The organism is Burkholderia singularis, assembly GCF_001718875.1.
GTDB lineage: Bacteria > Pseudomonadota > Gammaproteobacteria > Burkholderiales > Burkholderiaceae > Burkholderia > Burkholderia singularis.
In genome coordinates this window covers 1,431,091-1,445,685 of the sequence record NZ_CP013448.1, presented here as the reverse complement: position 1 = coordinate 1,445,685, position 14,595 = coordinate 1,431,091, and the positions used below count along the sequence as shown (strand labels likewise).

Sequence of the window (14,595 nt, the reverse complement as noted above, 5' to 3'; positions counted from 1 at the left end):
TCGGTTTGTGCGTGGTCTCGCATTCTCGCCGCGCCCGCTCCAGGCTGCTGCCTTGGCTGACGGCCGGCCCGCGAATCCACACGGGGTTAAGGGTTTAACACACGCTGCGCGCAACGCGCGAAGCACCTACTACGCTTTCGCCCCCTTTTCAGGCGGCTGCCCCAGCTCCTTGTACCACCGCAACACCTGATCGACCGATTGCTCGATCGTCAGCGCCGAAGTGTCGAGGGGCCTGGCGTCCGCTGCGGGCTTGAGCGGCGCGGCCGCGCGATTGCTATCGCGTGCGTCGCGTTCGCGCAAATCCCGGAGCAAGTCATCTATATTAGCAGAAAAACCTTTTTGCATCAATTGCTTATGCCGGCGCGCCGCGCGCGCCTCGACGCTCGCCGTCAGGAACACCTTCAGCACGGCATCCGGGAAGATCACCGTTCCCATGTCGCGGCCGTCCGCGACGAGCCCCGGCGTCTTGCGAAACGCCCGCTGGCGCGCGACCAGCGCGGCGCGTACCGGCGCATGCACGGCGATCGCCGACGCCCGGTTGCCCACCGCTTCCGCACGGATCTCGTCGGACACGTCGATCCCGTCGAGCTGCGCGCAGCCTTCGCGGAACGTAATGTGCAGCCCATCGACCAGTTTCGCCAGCGCCGGCACGTCGTCAGGCTCGACCTGGTAGCGAATGCTCGCGAGCGCGGCGAGCCGGTACAGCGCGCCGCTGTCAAGCAAGTGAAAGCCCAGATGCGCGGCGACCAGCGCCGCCACCGTGCCCTTGCCGGACGCGGTCGGGCCGTCGATCGTGATAACCGGGGTCTGAGAAAAAGGTCGAATCGATTTCATCGGAACAAAGGCGGGCGTCAGGCTTTCGCGAGCGCCAGGAAGCGGTCGAAATAATCGGGGAACGTCTTGCCGACGCACTTCGGATCGTTGATGCGCACGGGCACGCCGCCGAGACTCACGAGCGAGAAGCACATCGCCATCCGGTGATCGTCGTAAGTGTCGATCGACGCGTTCGGCGTCAGTTTCGCGGGCGGCGTCACGACAAGATAATCGGCGCCCTCGCCGACCGTCGCGCCGACCTTGCGCAGCTCGGCCGCCATCGCGGCGATCCGGTCGGTTTCCTTCACGCGCCAGCTGCCGATATTGCGCAGCGTGCTCGTGCCGTCGGCGAACAGCGCGGCCACCGCGATCGTCATCGCGGCGTCCGGAATCAGGTTGAAATCCATGTCGATCGGCTCGAGCTTGCCGTGATCGTGGCCGATTCCGCGCACTTCGATCCAGTCATCGCCCATCGTCACGTTCGCGCCCATTTGCATCAGCGCGCTCGCGAAGCCGACGTCGCCCTGGATGCTCGCGCGGCCGACGCCCTCGACGCGCAGCGGCCCGCCGCCCAGCGCGCCCGCCGCAAGAAAGTACGACGCCGACGACGCATCGCCTTCGACCATGATCGCGCCCGGCGACTGGTAGCGCACGCCCGCCGGCACCGTGAAACGCTGCCAGCCGTCGCGCTCGACGTGCACGCCGAAGCGCGCCATCAGCTTGATCGTGATGTCGATGTACGGCTTCGAGATCAGCTCGCCGTCGATTTCGACGACGCTCGCGCCGTCTTTCGCCTTCACGAGCGGCAGCGTCATCAGCAGCGCGGTGAGGAACTGGCTCGACACGTCGCCGCGCACGCGGATCGGCGCGTCGACGGCGATCGCCGCGGGCTTGATGCGCAGCGGCGGGAAGCCGTCGTTGCCCTCGTAGTCGATCCACGCGCCGATCTGGCGCAGCCCGTCGACGAGATCGCCGATCGGACGCTCGTGCATCCGCGGCACGCCGTGAATCCGATAGTCGCCGCCGTTGACCGCGAGCGCCGCCGTCAGCGGCCGTACCGCGGTGCCCGCGTTGCCGAGAAAAAGGTCGGCCGACTTCGCGGTGAACGCGCCGCGCGTGCCCGTCACGACGCAGGTATCGCCGTCGCGCGCGAGCTTCACGCCGAGCTTGCCGAGCGCGTCGAGCATCACGCGGGTATCGTCGGAATCGAGCAGGTTGGTCACGGTCGTGTCGCCTTCCGCGAGCGCCGCGAGCAACAGCACCCGATTCGAGATGCTCTTCGAGCCGGGCAGGCGCACCGTGCCTTGCGCGCGGGAGAACGGGCCGAGATCGAGATGTTCCATATGAGATCCTGTTCCTGGAGAGGCCAAGCGGGCCGGATGCGCGTCGGATGCGGCGCCGGCCGGCCGGGCGGCAGGCGCGCCGCGCTCGCGCCAGGTCGCGCGCGCGGCGCGCGAGCGCGCGAACACGGCTTCGAGCGCCGCGCCGTCGCGCGTGTCGATCGCCGCGCGCAGCCGTGCGAGCACGCGCGCATAGGCATCGAGTTCGTCGAGCAACGCATCGCGATTCGCGAGACAAACGTCGCGCCACATTTCCGGGCTCGATGCGGCGATCCGCGTGAAATCGCGGAATCCGCCCGCCGCATACGAGAATTTCAATTCCGCGTCGGGCTCGCCGAGAATCTGCTCGACGAGCGCGAACGACAGCACGTGCGGCAGATGGCTCACCGCCGCGAACACGCGATCGTGCTGCGCGGCGCTCATCGCGCGCACGTCGGCGCCCGCCGCGCGCCACATCGACTCGATCCGCGCCAGCGCCGACGGCGCATTCTCCGGCAGCGCGCACAGCACGACGTTGCGGCCGACGTATAGATCGGCGAGCGCCGCGCCGACGCCGCTCGATTCGCGCCCGGCGATCGGATGCCCCGGCACGAACTGGCCGACCCGCGCGCCGAGCACCGCGCGTGCCGCCGCGACGACATCCGATTTCGTACTGCCCGCGTCGGTGACGATCGTCGACGCATCGAGAAACGGCGCGATCCGTGCGAGCAACGGCTGGGTCTGCGCGACGGGCGCGGCGAGCAGCACGACGTCCGCGCCCGCGAGCGCGGCGCGCAGTTGCGCGTCGTCGTCGAGCATGGCCGCGCGATCGATCACGCGCAGCGCGAGCGCGCGCTCGATCGATGCCGCGCCGCGGCCGACGCCTATCACCTCGCGCGCGCCGCCCGCGGCCCGTTCGCGCAGCGCGAGCGCGAGCGAGCCGCCGATCAGCCCGACGCCGAAAATCACCAGTTTGTCGAAAGAGAAGCCTGACACGACGAGAGCCAAAGTAATGCGCGCGCGGGCGGGGCCCGAACGCGACGAAATCAAGACGCGCGCGTCACTGCGCGCGCGGATACGAACCGAGAATCTTCAGGAACGCCGCCTTCTTGCCGAGTTCGGCCAGCGCGGCCTTCACCGCATCGTCGTCGCGATGCCCTTCGATATCGATATAGAAGTAATACGCCCACGTGCCGACCCGCGCGGGCCGCGACTCGAACCGCGTCATCGACACACCGTGCCGCGCAAGCGGCTCGAGCAGCTTGAAAACCGCGCCCGGCTCGTTCTTTACCGACACGATCAGCGACGTCTGATCATGCCCGCTCGGCCCGGCCGGCTCCTTGCCGATCACGACGAAACGCGTGCGGTTGTGCGGATCGTCCTGAATCATCGCGTAGGCAATCTGCAAGCCGTAGTGCGTCGCCGCGCGGTCGCCCGCGATCGCGGCAATCGACGCGTCGTCGGCGGCGAGGCGCGCCGCCTCGGCGTTGCTCGCCACCGCCTGCCGCTCCAGATGCGGCGCGTTCGCCGCGAGCCAGTGCTGGCACTGCGCGAGTGCCTGCGCATGCGCGCACACGCGTTTGACGCCGTCGAGCTTGCCCGTCTGCGTGAGCAAATTGTGATGGATCGGCAGCGACAGCTCGCCGCCGATCAGCAACTGCGTATGCAGCAGCAGATCGAGCGTGCGCGACACCGCGCCCTCCGACGAGTTCTCGACCGGCACCACGCCGAACGCCGCGGCGCCCGCCTCGACCGAGCGGAACGCCTCGTCGATCGACGGGCACGGCAGCCCTTCGACCGATTGCCCGAAATACTCGAACATCGCCTGTTCGCTATAAGTGCCGACCGGCCCCAGGAACGCGACGTGGATGATCTGCTCGAGCGAGCGGCTCGCGGCCATGATCTCACGCCAAATCGCGCTGATATGCTCGCTCGCGAGCGGCCCCGCGCTCATGTCCTGCAGACGCGCGATCACCTGCTGCTCGCGCTCCGGCCTGAACACTGGCGCATTGAAATGCTTCTTGACTTCCCCGACCTCGAGCGCGACCGCCGCGCGCTGGTTCAGCAGCGCGATGAGCTGCGCGTCAATCGCGTCGATACGCTCGCGCAGCGGCTTGAGCCGGGAATTGAGTTCGTCGTCCATGAGAAAACCAAACAAGGGTGCTGATGAGCGGTGCGCGTCACGCGTGCTGCCGCTCGAAATCCTTCATGTATTCGACGAGCGCCTTGACGCCGTCGATCGGCACCGCGTTGTAGATCGACGCCCGCATGCCGCCGACGGACTTGTGGCCCTTGAGCTGCAGCAGCCCGCGCGCTTTCGCGCCGGCGAGGAAGTCTTCGTTGCGCGATTCGTCGGCCAGAAAGAACGGCACGTTCATCCGCGAGCGCGCCGATTTCTCGACCTTGTTCAGATAGAAGCCGCTCGCATCGATCGTGTCGTACAACAGCCTCGATTTCTCGAGATTGCGCTGCTCGATCGCGGCGAGACCGCCCTGCGCCTTCAGCCACTTGAACACGAGGCCCGCGATGTAGATCGCGTAGGTAGGCGGCGTGTTGTACAGCGAATTGTTCAGCGCGACCGTCTTCCATTCGAATGCCGACGGGCAGATCGACAGCGCGCGTTCGAGCAGATCGTCTCGCACGATCACGAGCGTCACGCCCGCCATGCCGATGTTCTTCTGCGCGCCGCCGAAGATCGCGCCATACTTCGCGATCTCGAGCGGACGCGACAGGATGTGCGACGACACGTCCGCGACGAGCGGCACGTCGCCGAGATCGGGAATGTCGAACGTTTCGACACCGTCGATCGTCTCGTTCGTGCACAGATGCACATACGCCGGATCATCCGACAGCCGCCATTCGGAGAACGCCGGCACACGCGTATAACCGCTGTCGGTCTTGCCGGAGGCGGCCAGATGCGGCGTGCAGTATTTCTTCGCCTCGTTGAACGACTTCTGCGACCACGAGCCCGTCACGACGAAATCGGCCGTCGCGCGCGAGCCGAGCAGATTCATCGGCACGATTGCGTTCTCGGCGATGCCGCCGCCCTGCAAGAAAAGAATCCGGTAATTCGCGGGCACGCCGAGCAATTCGCGCAGATCGGCGAGCGCCGCCTCATGGATGGACATGAACTCCTTGCCGCGATGGCTCATCTCCATCACGCTCATGCCGCTGCCATTCCAGTCGAGCATCTCATCGGCTGCCTGGCGCAACACTTCCTCGGGCAGCGCCGCTGGACCGGCGGAGAAATTAAAGACGCGCATCGTGAAAAACCTCGGGAGGAACGCGGCTCGCACAAGCGGACCGGAAACCGGCCAAAAGCCGCGCTGCAAAAGGAATGGCCGTTTGCGCGCTCGCGCAAACGGCCATTATCGCACTGTCACACCGAACCCGCCAACGCCGGACGGTGTTGCGTCCGGTTCGGCCGGCGGGCCGAAAACTGCTTACTTGCCCGGCTTGACGGCTGCAACTTCCTTGTCGGCCTGGTCGCGGGTCGCCTTGATCGCCTGCGGCATGTACTTCTGCATCAGGCCGTTCACGACATCGCGGCCCACCTGGTCCTGCACCTGGATGAACTTGCGGCCCGTCGGGCTCTTGTAGAACGTCGTCAGATCCTTGATTTCCGACGTGCTGTAGTACTTCGCATACGCGTCGTACTGAGCCTGCATCGCATCGGTCGTGAACTGCTGCGTGCCGAACACCTTGCCGGCGTTGTCGACGAGCTTCGGCACCGCGTTCTTCTGCAGCGTCGGGACCGCAGCTTGCTTCTGCTTGTCGTTCAGCGTCTTGTTTTCCGACAGCGCGTCCGACAGGATCGCCGGCACGAGTTGCTTCGATTGCATTTCGGCGCTGTTCGCAATCGCCGACACGAGCTTCGGTGCGTCGATCGCATCGAGCAGATCCTTGATAGCCGCCTTCTTGTCAGCGTCGATCGGAGCAGCGGCCGCCGGCGTCGCAGCTTGGTTCGACAGCGACTGCGCCATCGCGAACGCCGGAACCATCGCTGCCAGCAGGACCAGTTGCTTGAATCGTTTTTGCATCATGACTCCCTTCATGGAAATATGCACAGTTTATACGCCGTCCCTGCCGCGTCACACGCTCTTTTCGCGTGCGCACCGCCCGGGCGGCAACTCGAAGCCACAACCTGACTCAGGCGTCGCCCCCTTCCGCCGCTTCGTCGTCGGTATCGGTATCGGCGTCGGCATCCGCCTCGGCGATCTGCTGCAGGCCCGAAAGCTTGGTGCCTTCATCGAGACTAATGAGTGTAACACCTTGCGTTGCGCGGCCCATCTCGCGGATCTCCGATACGCGCGTGCGAATCAGCACGCCCGCCGTGGTGATCAGCATGATCTGGTCCTCGGCGTCGACGAGCGTCGCGGCCACGACGCGGCCGTTGCGCTCGGACGTCTGGATCGCGATCATCCCCTTCGTGCCGCGGCCGTGGCGCGTGTACTCGGTGATCGGCGTGCGTTTGCCGAAACCGTTCTCGGTTGCCGTCAACACCGACTGCGCCTCGTCCTCCGCAACGAGCATCGCGATCACCTGCTGGCCTTCGTCGAGCTGCATGCCGCGCACGCCGCGCGCCTCGCGCCCCATCGGACGCACGTCGTTCTCGTCGAAACGCACCGCCTTGCCCGCGTCGGAGAACAGCATCACGTCGTGCGCGCCGTCGGTGATCGCCGCGCCGATCAGATAATCGCCATCGTCGAGGCCGACCGCGATGATGCCCTTCTTCAACGGCCGGCTGAACGCCTCGAGCGGCGTCTTCTTGACGGTGCCGAGCGCGGTCGTCATGAACACGTACTTGTCGGCCGAGAACTCCTTGACAGGCAGCACGACGTTGATCTTCTCGCCGTCCTGCAGCGGGAACATGTTGACGATCGGCCGGCCGCGCGAATTGCGCGAGCCCTGCGGCACCTCGTACACCTTGACCCAGTACACGCGCCCGCGGTTCGAGAAGCACAGCATGTAATCGTGCGTGTTCGCGATGAACAGCGTCTCGATCCAGTCGTCTTCCTTCATCTGCGTGGCCTGCTTGCCGCGCCCGCCGCGCTTTTGCGCCCGATACTCGGACAGCGGCTGCGACTTCACGTAGCCCGCGTGCGACATCGTGACGACCATGTCCTGCGGCGTGATCAGATCTTCGGTATTCAGCTCGGTCGCGTTCAGCTCGATTTTCGAGCGGCGCGCATCGCCGAACTCGGCCTTCACCGCGCTCAGCTCGTCGCCGATCATCGTCGTGATCCGCTCCGGCCGCGCGAGGATGTCGAGCAGATCGGCGATCTGCGCCATCACGTCGCGATATTCGCCGATGATCTTGTCCTGCTCGAGCCCCGTGAGCCGTTGCAGACGCATCTGCAGAATTTCCTGGGCCTGCGTATCGGACAGCTTGTACAGGCCGTCGCCCTGCATGCCGAACGCCGGGGACAAGCCGTCGGGGCGGTACGCCGCGCGGCCGCCCGCCGCCGAATTCTCGGCTTCGGCGCGCGTGAGCATCTCGCGCACGAGCGCCGAATCCCACGCGCGCGCCATCAGCTCCTGCTTGGCGATCGGCGGCGTCGGCGCGGCCTTGATGATCGCGATGAACTCGTCGATGTTCGCGAGCGCGACAGCCAGGCCCTCGAGCACATGGCCGCGCTCGCGCGCCTTGCGCAGTTCGTAGACGGTACGCCGCGTCAACACTTCGCGCCGATGCGACAGGAAGTGCTGCAGGATCTCCTTCAGATTCAGCAGCTTCGGCTGATTGTCGACGAGCGCGACCATGTTCATGCCGAACGTGTCCTGCAACTGCGTCGACTTGTACAGGTTGTTCAGCACGACCTCGGGCACTTCGCCGCGCTTCAACTCGATCACGACGCGCATCCCGCTCTTGTCCGACTCGTCGCGGATATCCGAGATCCCTTCGAGCTTCTTCTCGTTGACAAGCTCGGCGATGCGCTCGAGCAGCGAACGCTTGTTGACCTGATACGGCAGCTCGTCGACGATGATCGCCATGCGCTGGCCGCGGTCGATCTCCTCGAAGTGCGTCGCCGCGCGCATCACGACGCGCCCGCGCCCGGTGCGATAACCGTCGCGCACGCCGGCGACGCCGTAGATGATGCCGGCCGTCGGGAAATCCGGTGCGGGCACGATCTCGATCAGCTCGTCGATGCTCGCCTGCGGATTGTTCAGCAGGTATTGGCACGCATCGACGACTTCGTTCAGGTTATGCGGCGGAATGTTCGTCGCCATCCCGACCGCGATCCCGGATGAGCCGTTGATCAACAGGTTCGGAATCCGCGACGGCAGAATGAGCGGCTGCGTCTCGCTGCCGTCGTAGTTCGGGCCGAAATCGACCGTTTCCTTGTCGATGTCGGCAAGCAACTCGTGGCCGATCTTCGCCATCCGGATTTCGGTGTAGCGCATCGCGGCCGCGTTGTCGCCGTCGACCGAGCCGAAGTTGCCCTGACCGTCGACGAGCATGTAGCGCAGCGAGAAATCCTGGGCCATCCGCACGATCGTGTCGTAGACCGCGGTGTCGCCATGCGGATGGTATTTACCGATTACGTCGCCGACGATACGCGCGGACTTCTTGTACGGCCGGTTCCAGTCGTTATTCAACTCGTGCATCGCAAACAACACACGCCGATGCACCGGCTTCAAGCCGTCGCGGACATCCGGCAGGGCGCGTCCGACAATCACGCTCATCGCGTAATTCAGATACGACGTGCGCATTTCCTCCTCGAGGGAGGTGGGCAGGGTCTCTTTGGCGAATTGATCCATGTATCCGTATCGTTTCGGGGCGAAGACGGGACCGCCTATCGCATAAACGCCGCTCGCGCGACGTAACGTTGGATTCTAACATGCGGCCCCACCCGCTCCCTGCTATATAAGAAAGACGGAAATTCCGTTCGCCCGCGGCGGACGTTTTTTTAGCACCCGCACAAAAAAACACAAATCACGCGCCGACAGACCGGCAACATCGATGGCCACCGCTTTGCATCAATGCACTTGACAATTTCTTAAACATACGTCAGCCGGTGTTGCACATGCGCCACATTCGACTAAGCGATGTTAGGGTGGGGAGGATTTTTTTTCGCGGCAAGGGAACCATATGGCAAAATGCCAACGCACTGAAAGTTAGACGCTGCTCGAAGTCTAGACAGAGCGGTGCCGCGTTTTTTGTACCGCACCAATGTTATACTCCGAGCAATGTATGACTTGTCATCGTCTACAGGCTCGCAGTAAACCTGCGGTAATCTCAATTTCGAGAGGAGAAATATGAATAAACTTTCAAAGCTCGCGTTCATTGCAGCTACCGCAGTGATGGCTGCATCGGCGTCGGCGCAGTCGGTGCCGGCTTCACGACAAGCCGTGAACGACAACTGGGTGAATGGCACGGGCGAATGGGTGTGGATGAACGGCACGAACGAGCTTTGCTGGCGCGATGCTTTCTGGACGCCGGCAACCGCCAACGCGAAGTGCGATGGCGCGCTGGTCACCCAAGCTCCGGCACCGGCACCGGTCGCGCCGGCTCCGGTCATCTCGAGCCAGAAGATCACGTATTCGGCTGACGCGCTGTTCGATTTCGACAAGGCGACGCTCAAGCCGCTCGGCAAGCAGAAGCTGGACGAACTGGCCGCAAAGATCCAACAGATGAACGTCGAAGTGGTCGTGGCTACGGGCTACACCGACCGCATCGGCTCGGACAAGTACAACGACCGTCTGTCGCTGCGCCGCGCACAGGCTGTCAAGTCGTACCTCGTCAGCAAGGGTGTCGACTCGAGCAAGGTCTATACGGAAGGCAAGGGCAAGCGCAACCCGGTCACGGGCAACACCTGCCGCCAGAAGAACCGCAAGCAGCTCATCGCCTGCCTCGCACCGGACCGCCGCGTGGAAGTCGAAGTGGTCGGTACGCAGGAAGTGCAGAAGACGACCGTTCCGGCACAATAAGCCCACGGTTGCGACTGCTTCAAAGCCCCGCCTCGGCGGGGCTTTTTTATTCCGGCGCCCGCTTCGCGCAGGCGCGCCAGTGGCAGCCCTCCCCGCCCCCTTATATACTCGGGGCTTGATGGGCTTGGCTGCCCGCCCCCGTACTCTGCTTGCCGATATGACGAACGCCGATCCGCACGAACTCCAGAAATTCAGCGATCTCGCCCATAAATGGTGGGATCCGAACGCCGAATTCAAGCCGCTGCACGACCTCAATCCGGTACGCCTCGCATGGATCGAAGCACATGCGCCTCTTGCCGGCAAGCGCGTGGTCGATATCGGCTGCGGCGGCGGCATCCTATCGGAATCGATGGCGGCAAAAGGCGCGCAGGTGCTCGGCATCGACCTGTCGACCGAAGCACTCGGTGTAGCCGATCTGCATAGCCTCGAGAGCGGCGTGACGCTCGACTATGAAGCGATTTCGGCCGAAGCGCTCGCCGCGCGCGAGCCCGGCGCCTATGACGTCGTCACCTGCATGGAGATGCTCGAACACGTGCCGTCGCCCGCGAACGTCGTGGCTGCGTGCGCGACGCTCGTGAAGCCCGGCGGCTGGGTGTTCTTTTCGACGCTGAACCGCAATCTGAAGGCGTATCTGCTTGCGGTGATCGGCGCCGAATACATTGCGCAAATGCTGCCGAAAGGCACCCACGATTACGCGCGGTTCATCCGCCCGTCGGAGCTTGCGGGCTTCGTGCGCGCGAGCGGCCTGGACCTCGTCGAACTCAAGGGCATCACCTATCATCCGCTGGCCAAACGCTTCTCGCTGTCGAACGACACGGACGTCAACTATCTCGTCGCGTGCCGCCGCAGCGCGTAAGCGCTGCCCGTCACGCGTATTCCATTCCGCATCCGGTTCCCGCCCATGTCCGCATCGCCTCCCTCCTTCGCCACCTCGCTTGACGACGCGCCGCCGCTCGATGCCTGCGAAGCTGTCCTGTTCGATCTCGACGGCACGCTGGCCGACACCGCGCCCGACCTCGCTGCCGCCGTCAACAAGATGCAGCACGCGCGCGGCGCCGCGCAAACGCCGCTCGATGCATTGCGCCCGCTTGCATCGGCGGGCGCGCGCGGCCTGATCGGCGGGGCGTTCGGCATCACGCCTTCCGACGCGGAATTCAACGCGCTACGTGAAGAATTTCTCGCGAATTACGCGGCCGATCTATGTGTACGCACGACGCTCTTTCCCGGCATCGGCGCGCTGCTCGACGATCTGGATGCGCGCGGCGTGCGCTGGGGCATCGTCACCAACAAAGCCGCGCGTCTGACCCATCCGCTCGTCGCGCAACTCGGCCTTGCCGAGCGCGCCGCGTGCATCGTCAGCGGCGACACCGCATCGCATCCGAAACCGCACCCCGCGCCGCTGCTGTACGCGGCGCAGCGGCTCGCACTCGAGCCCGCGTACATCGCATACGTGGGCGACGACTTGCGCGATATCCAAGCGGGCAGCGCGGCCGGCATGCCGACCGTCGCCGCCGCATACGGCTATTGCGGCAACGATATCGCGCCTGCCGATTGGCGCGCGCAACATCTCGTCGAAACGACGGCTGAACTGCATCAGCTTTTGAGCCGGTTACGCTATAATGGATGATCCGTTTGGGGCCGACCTGGTTTCGACAGGGGTTGCGAAGCGGCTAGGGCATGTCGAGGACCCGTCACCTCGTTAATCAATGGGAAAAACGTAACTGCAAACGACGATACGTTCGCACTGGCAGCCTAAGGGCCGCCGTCCTCTGCCTAGTTCACTGACGGGCTAGTGTCGCAAGACCGGTAGCAATACCGCCAGAGGTCATATACGTCAGTTAAGCCCGTGCGGCGTCGCGACGCCCGGGTCGAAAATCTAGCGAATCGCCGTTGCGCAGCGTGTTCGTCCGCGTCGCAGCGGTTAAATCAAAAGACAGAACTAAACATGTAGAACTGGTCGTGGACCGCTTCTGGACGCGGGTTCGATTCCCGCCGGCTCCACCATTTGCCGAAGGCCGGAGAATACTCCGGCCTTTTTCATTTTCACCATCGCTCGACAAACTCAGTTCATCGGCGGCTTTCGCTTATTCAAGCGTGCGCACCGCATACGCGTGGCAGCCCCGCCCGGCGGCTACCGGCAACGCCGAGCACGCGCGACGGCCGCGCCACCCTGCTCCGGACGCCAAGCCATACATGACGCCGCCCAATGCCACGCGGCGCACGATCGATCGCCCTGAATCACACTGTCGAACAATCGGCCATCGGCGCGCGCCGGCTCGCGAACGACAGCGCAAACGCAGCATGAGCGACCGCTGCGTTTGATCGCCCGGGCAAAGCCGCACGCACGGTCAATCCATCGGGCACTTCAGGTTGCATCCGTTCGGATCGCCCAAATCGCCCTTCTTGCGCAATTCCGACTTCTTGCCGGTTTGATACTTCTTCGTCGCGGCCGATGCGGCGAATTGCATCTGCGGATGCTCATTCAAGCGAAACTGATCGTTGAGGATGCCGCCCGGCACGCCGGGGGAGTTCTGCGCGAACGCGACGCTCGCGCCGGTGACGAGCGCGCCCGCCGCAATGGACGCGATGACGAGATGAGACAGGAGTTTCATGGGAATCTCATGCCGGAGCAGTGCCCCGGTTCATACGGTACGAGTGGAAGCGGCAAGCGTAGCGCAAATGCTCGCGGATTGCAGCGTCGCGCGCGAACCACTGCGTTACCGGTCATCACCGCGTAGTGGCGACCGGCAGCGGTCGCGCCCGGTGGTCGCGCATGAGCCACTCGCCGCCGGTCAAGTTCGCAACCGCATCCCCGAAAACCATGTCTCGCAGTGCCGCAACAGCGCGCTCGCGTCGGATGCCGGCCGGCCGCGAGCGGCGACATAGCCGTCCGGCCGCAACAGATAAAACGCCGGGCGTGTGCGCCCATATCCGTCAGCCAGCGATGGCGCGACGTCGCCTTCGGCGTCCGTCACGCGCCAGCAGCGCACCGCAGCGGGCATCGAGCGCCCGAGTTCAACGGCGAGCGCGCGGCCATGCGTATCGGCAGGCGCCGCCGCATCGTCGCCCGGCGCGTGCTGCTCGAGCACGAGCAGCGTGAAATGCGCGGGGTCGTGCAAATCGAACAGCGTTGCGACACCCGGCGCCTGCCCGAGCGGCCCGTCGAGCACGCGCACGACCGCGTCCGGTGCGCGCTCGCCGGCGCGCGGGCCGCCATCGAGCGCGCGTTCGAGCGTCAAGGGGCTCTTTCGGTACTGGAGCGCAAGCTCGCTCAGCGTGCGGCGGGCGGCATCCCGCAGTGGGCCGAACGACGACAGGATCGGGACGACATGCTCGCGCAGCAGCTTGAGCGGCCCGCGATCCGCTTCGACGACATGCGTGACGAAACCCGTTTGCCGCAGCACGTCGCGTTCGATCGGATGACGCTCGGCGTGGTAGGTGTCGAGCAAGCGGTCCGGCGCGTTGCCTATCAGCACTCGTGCGAGCTTCCAGCCAAGATTGAACGCCTCCTGAATGCCCGTGTTCATTCCCTGCGCGCCCGCCGGACTGTGCACATGCGCCGCATCGCCCGCGAAAAACACGCGCCCGTGGCGCAACTGCGCGACCATCCGGCTATGCAGATGAAAATACGACGACCACGCGAGCCCGCCGAGTTCGAGCCCAGGCGTCACGCGCGCGCGCACGACGTCGCGGCACAGCTCGAGAGACGGTCCGCCCTCGTCGTTCAGCGCGCCGTTGCGCGGCGGCCGATCGGCGACGAGCCGGTAGCGGCCGCCACCCATCGGAAACAATCCGGCGATCCCTTCGCTGGTCGTAAACAGATGAATTTCGTCGTCCGGCCAGCCGGTTGCGATGTCGAGATCGGCAAGCATGAAGGTCTGCTCGAACGCATGGCCGGCGAACTCGATATCGAGCAGACGGCGCAGTGTGCTGTGCGCGCCGTCCGCCGCGACGACATACGACGGCTGCATTTGCTCTTGCCGGCCGTCGCCGTGCCGGAGCGTTACTTCGAGCGTGCCGCGCGGATCGGCGCAGTGCACGAGCGCCACGTTGCGCTCGACCTCGACGCCGAAGCTCGCGAGATGCTCGGTCAGCAGCCGCTCGGTGATGCTTTGATCGAGCAACAGCAGATACGGATAACGCGTTTGCAACGGATCGAAATCGAGCTGGGCGATCTGCTGGCCGCCCGAATACAGCGTCGCCACGCGGGCGCGATGCCCGAGCGCGACGAACGGCTCGACGACGCGCTGCTGCTCGAAAAGCTCGAGCGTTCTCGCCTGGATGCCGATTGCACGGGAATGGCGCGCGGGCTGCGCGGCCTGGTCGACAATGCGCACCGGCACGCGCGCACGCGCCAGACAGACGGCGGCGGCAAGCCCGGTCGGCCCGGCGCCGACAATCAGGACAGGAGCAATAGCGAGCGGAACGACTGCCATGAAGACCTCGTCGATACGCGGCACCCGTCAGTCTACGCCCGCTGCCCGGCCACATCCACTGTGCAGCGACATGACGGCGAATCCGCGGAGGTGAA

At 65.0% G+C, this 14,595-nt stretch carries 11 protein-coding genes, 1 other RNA gene and 1 pseudogene; 4 read left to right on the top strand and 9 right to left on the bottom strand.

What is annotated here, in order from left to right; genetic code table 11:
- Positions 1 to 129: 129 nt before the first annotated feature.
- The 7 genes and pseudogenes from cmk to gyrA form a co-directional block, all read right to left on the bottom strand.
- Positions 130 to 834 carry a (d)CMP kinase gene (gene cmk, locus AQ611_RS06610; RefSeq protein ID WP_059519057.1) on the bottom strand — a complete coding sequence of 235 codons (705 nt, stop codon included), beginning with the start codon at positions 832 to 834 and terminating at the stop codon, positions 130 to 132.
- A gap of 17 nt (positions 835 to 851) precedes the next feature.
- Positions 852 to 2,156, bottom strand: a complete 1,305-nt coding sequence (aroA, locus tag AQ611_RS26615) for a 3-phosphoshikimate 1-carboxyvinyltransferase (RefSeq protein ID WP_069235174.1) — start codon at positions 2,154 to 2,156, stop codon at positions 852 to 854.
- Between the two features lie 180 nt (positions 2,157 to 2,336).
- A pseudogene (locus AQ611_RS26610) lies at positions 2,337 to 3,023 on the bottom strand (prephenate dehydrogenase/arogenate dehydrogenase family protein); the annotation flags it as partial.
- Positions 3,024 to 3,192: 169 nt separating this feature from the next.
- A complete protein-coding gene (gene pheA, locus AQ611_RS06600) occupies positions 3,193 to 4,275 on the bottom strand; it encodes a prephenate dehydratase (RefSeq protein ID WP_069234038.1) in 1,083 nt (360 codons plus the stop codon).
- A gap of 37 nt (positions 4,276 to 4,312) precedes the next feature.
- On the bottom strand, positions 4,313 to 5,395 hold the full coding sequence (gene serC, locus AQ611_RS06595) for a 3-phosphoserine/phosphohydroxythreonine transaminase (RefSeq protein ID WP_059519048.1): 1,083 nt from the start codon (positions 5,393 to 5,395) through the stop codon (positions 4,313 to 4,315).
- 180 nt (positions 5,396 to 5,575) lie between these two features.
- Complete coding sequence (locus AQ611_RS06590) at positions 5,576 to 6,172, bottom strand: DUF2059 domain-containing protein (protein WP_059519315.1); 597 nt, start codon at positions 6,170 to 6,172, stop codon at positions 5,576 to 5,578.
- 109 nt (positions 6,173 to 6,281) lie between these two features.
- Entirely contained in the window at positions 6,282 to 8,894 is a 2,613-nt protein-coding gene (gyrA, locus tag AQ611_RS06585; RefSeq protein WP_059519046.1) for a DNA gyrase subunit A, read from the bottom strand.
- A 498-nt stretch (positions 8,895 to 9,392) separates the two neighbouring features.
- Here gyrA and ompA point away from each other — a divergent pair, with 498 nt between their 5' ends.
- The 4 genes from ompA (at position 9,393) to ssrA (ending at position 12,068) form a co-directional block, all read left to right on the top strand.
- Positions 9,393 to 10,064 carry an outer membrane protein OmpA gene (ompA, locus tag AQ611_RS06580; RefSeq protein WP_059519044.1) on the top strand — a complete coding sequence of 224 codons (672 nt, stop codon included), beginning with the start codon at positions 9,393 to 9,395 and terminating at the stop codon, positions 10,062 to 10,064.
- A 157-nt stretch (positions 10,065 to 10,221) separates the two neighbouring features.
- Positions 10,222 to 10,920, top strand: a complete 699-nt coding sequence (ubiG, locus tag AQ611_RS06575) for a bifunctional 2-polyprenyl-6-hydroxyphenol methylase/3-demethylubiquinol 3-O-methyltransferase UbiG (protein ID WP_059519042.1) — start codon at positions 10,222 to 10,224, stop codon at positions 10,918 to 10,920.
- A gap of 45 nt (positions 10,921 to 10,965) precedes the next feature.
- Positions 10,966 to 11,691, top strand: a complete 726-nt coding sequence (gene gph, locus AQ611_RS06570; RefSeq protein ID WP_069234037.1) for a phosphoglycolate phosphatase — start codon at positions 10,966 to 10,968, stop codon at positions 11,689 to 11,691.
- Between the two features lie 7 nt (positions 11,692 to 11,698).
- Positions 11,699 to 12,068, top strand: a transfer-messenger RNA (tmRNA) gene (gene ssrA / locus AQ611_RS06565).
- Positions 12,069 to 12,412: 344 nt separating this feature from the next.
- Here the strand turns inward: ssrA and AQ611_RS06560 are convergent.
- The gene (locus AQ611_RS06560) at positions 12,413 to 12,676 is read right to left on the bottom strand and encodes a hypothetical protein (protein ID WP_059519037.1); all 264 of its coding nucleotides are present in this window, start codon (positions 12,674 to 12,676) and stop codon (positions 12,413 to 12,415) included.
- Positions 12,677 to 12,856: 180 nt separating this feature from the next.
- Entirely contained in the window at positions 12,857 to 14,500 is a 1,644-nt protein-coding gene (locus AQ611_RS06555) for an FAD-dependent monooxygenase (RefSeq protein ID WP_069234036.1), read from the bottom strand.
- Positions 14,501 to 14,595: the final 95 nt, after the last annotated feature.

Excerpts from the sequence above, each read along its gene's own strand:
- aroA (WP_069235174.1), bottom strand. The coding sequence starts at position 2,156 with ATGGAACATCTCGATCTCGGCCCGTTCTCCCGCGCGCAAGGCACGGTG.
- pheA (WP_069234038.1), bottom strand. The coding sequence starts at position 4,275 with ATGGACGACGAACTCAATTCCCGGCTCAAGCCGCTGCGCGAGCGTATC.
- ubiG (WP_059519042.1), top strand. The coding sequence starts at position 10,222 with ATGACGAACGCCGATCCGCACGAACTCCAGAAATTCAGCGATCTCGCC.
- gph (WP_069234037.1), top strand. The coding sequence starts at position 10,966 with ATGTCCGCATCGCCTCCCTCCTTCGCCACCTCGCTTGACGACGCGCCG.
- AQ611_RS06590 (WP_059519315.1), bottom strand. The coding sequence starts at position 6,172 with ATGCAAAAACGATTCAAGCAACTGGTCCTGCTGGCAGCGATGGTTCCG.
- serC (WP_059519048.1), bottom strand. The coding sequence starts at position 5,395 with ATGCGCGTCTTTAATTTCTCCGCCGGTCCAGCGGCGCTGCCCGAGGAA.
- cmk (WP_059519057.1), bottom strand. The coding sequence starts at position 834 with ATGAAATCGATTCGACCTTTTTCTCAGACCCCGGTTATCACGATCGAC.
- AQ611_RS06560 (WP_059519037.1), bottom strand. The coding sequence starts at position 12,676 with ATGAAACTCCTGTCTCATCTCGTCATCGCGTCCATTGCGGCGGGCGCG.
- AQ611_RS06555 (WP_069234036.1), bottom strand. The coding sequence starts at position 14,500 with ATGGCAGTCGTTCCGCTCGCTATTGCTCCTGTCCTGATTGTCGGCGCC.
- ompA (WP_059519044.1), top strand. The coding sequence starts at position 9,393 with ATGAATAAACTTTCAAAGCTCGCGTTCATTGCAGCTACCGCAGTGATG.
- gyrA (WP_059519046.1), bottom strand. The coding sequence starts at position 8,894 with ATGGATCAATTCGCCAAAGAGACCCTGCCCACCTCCCTCGAGGAGGAA.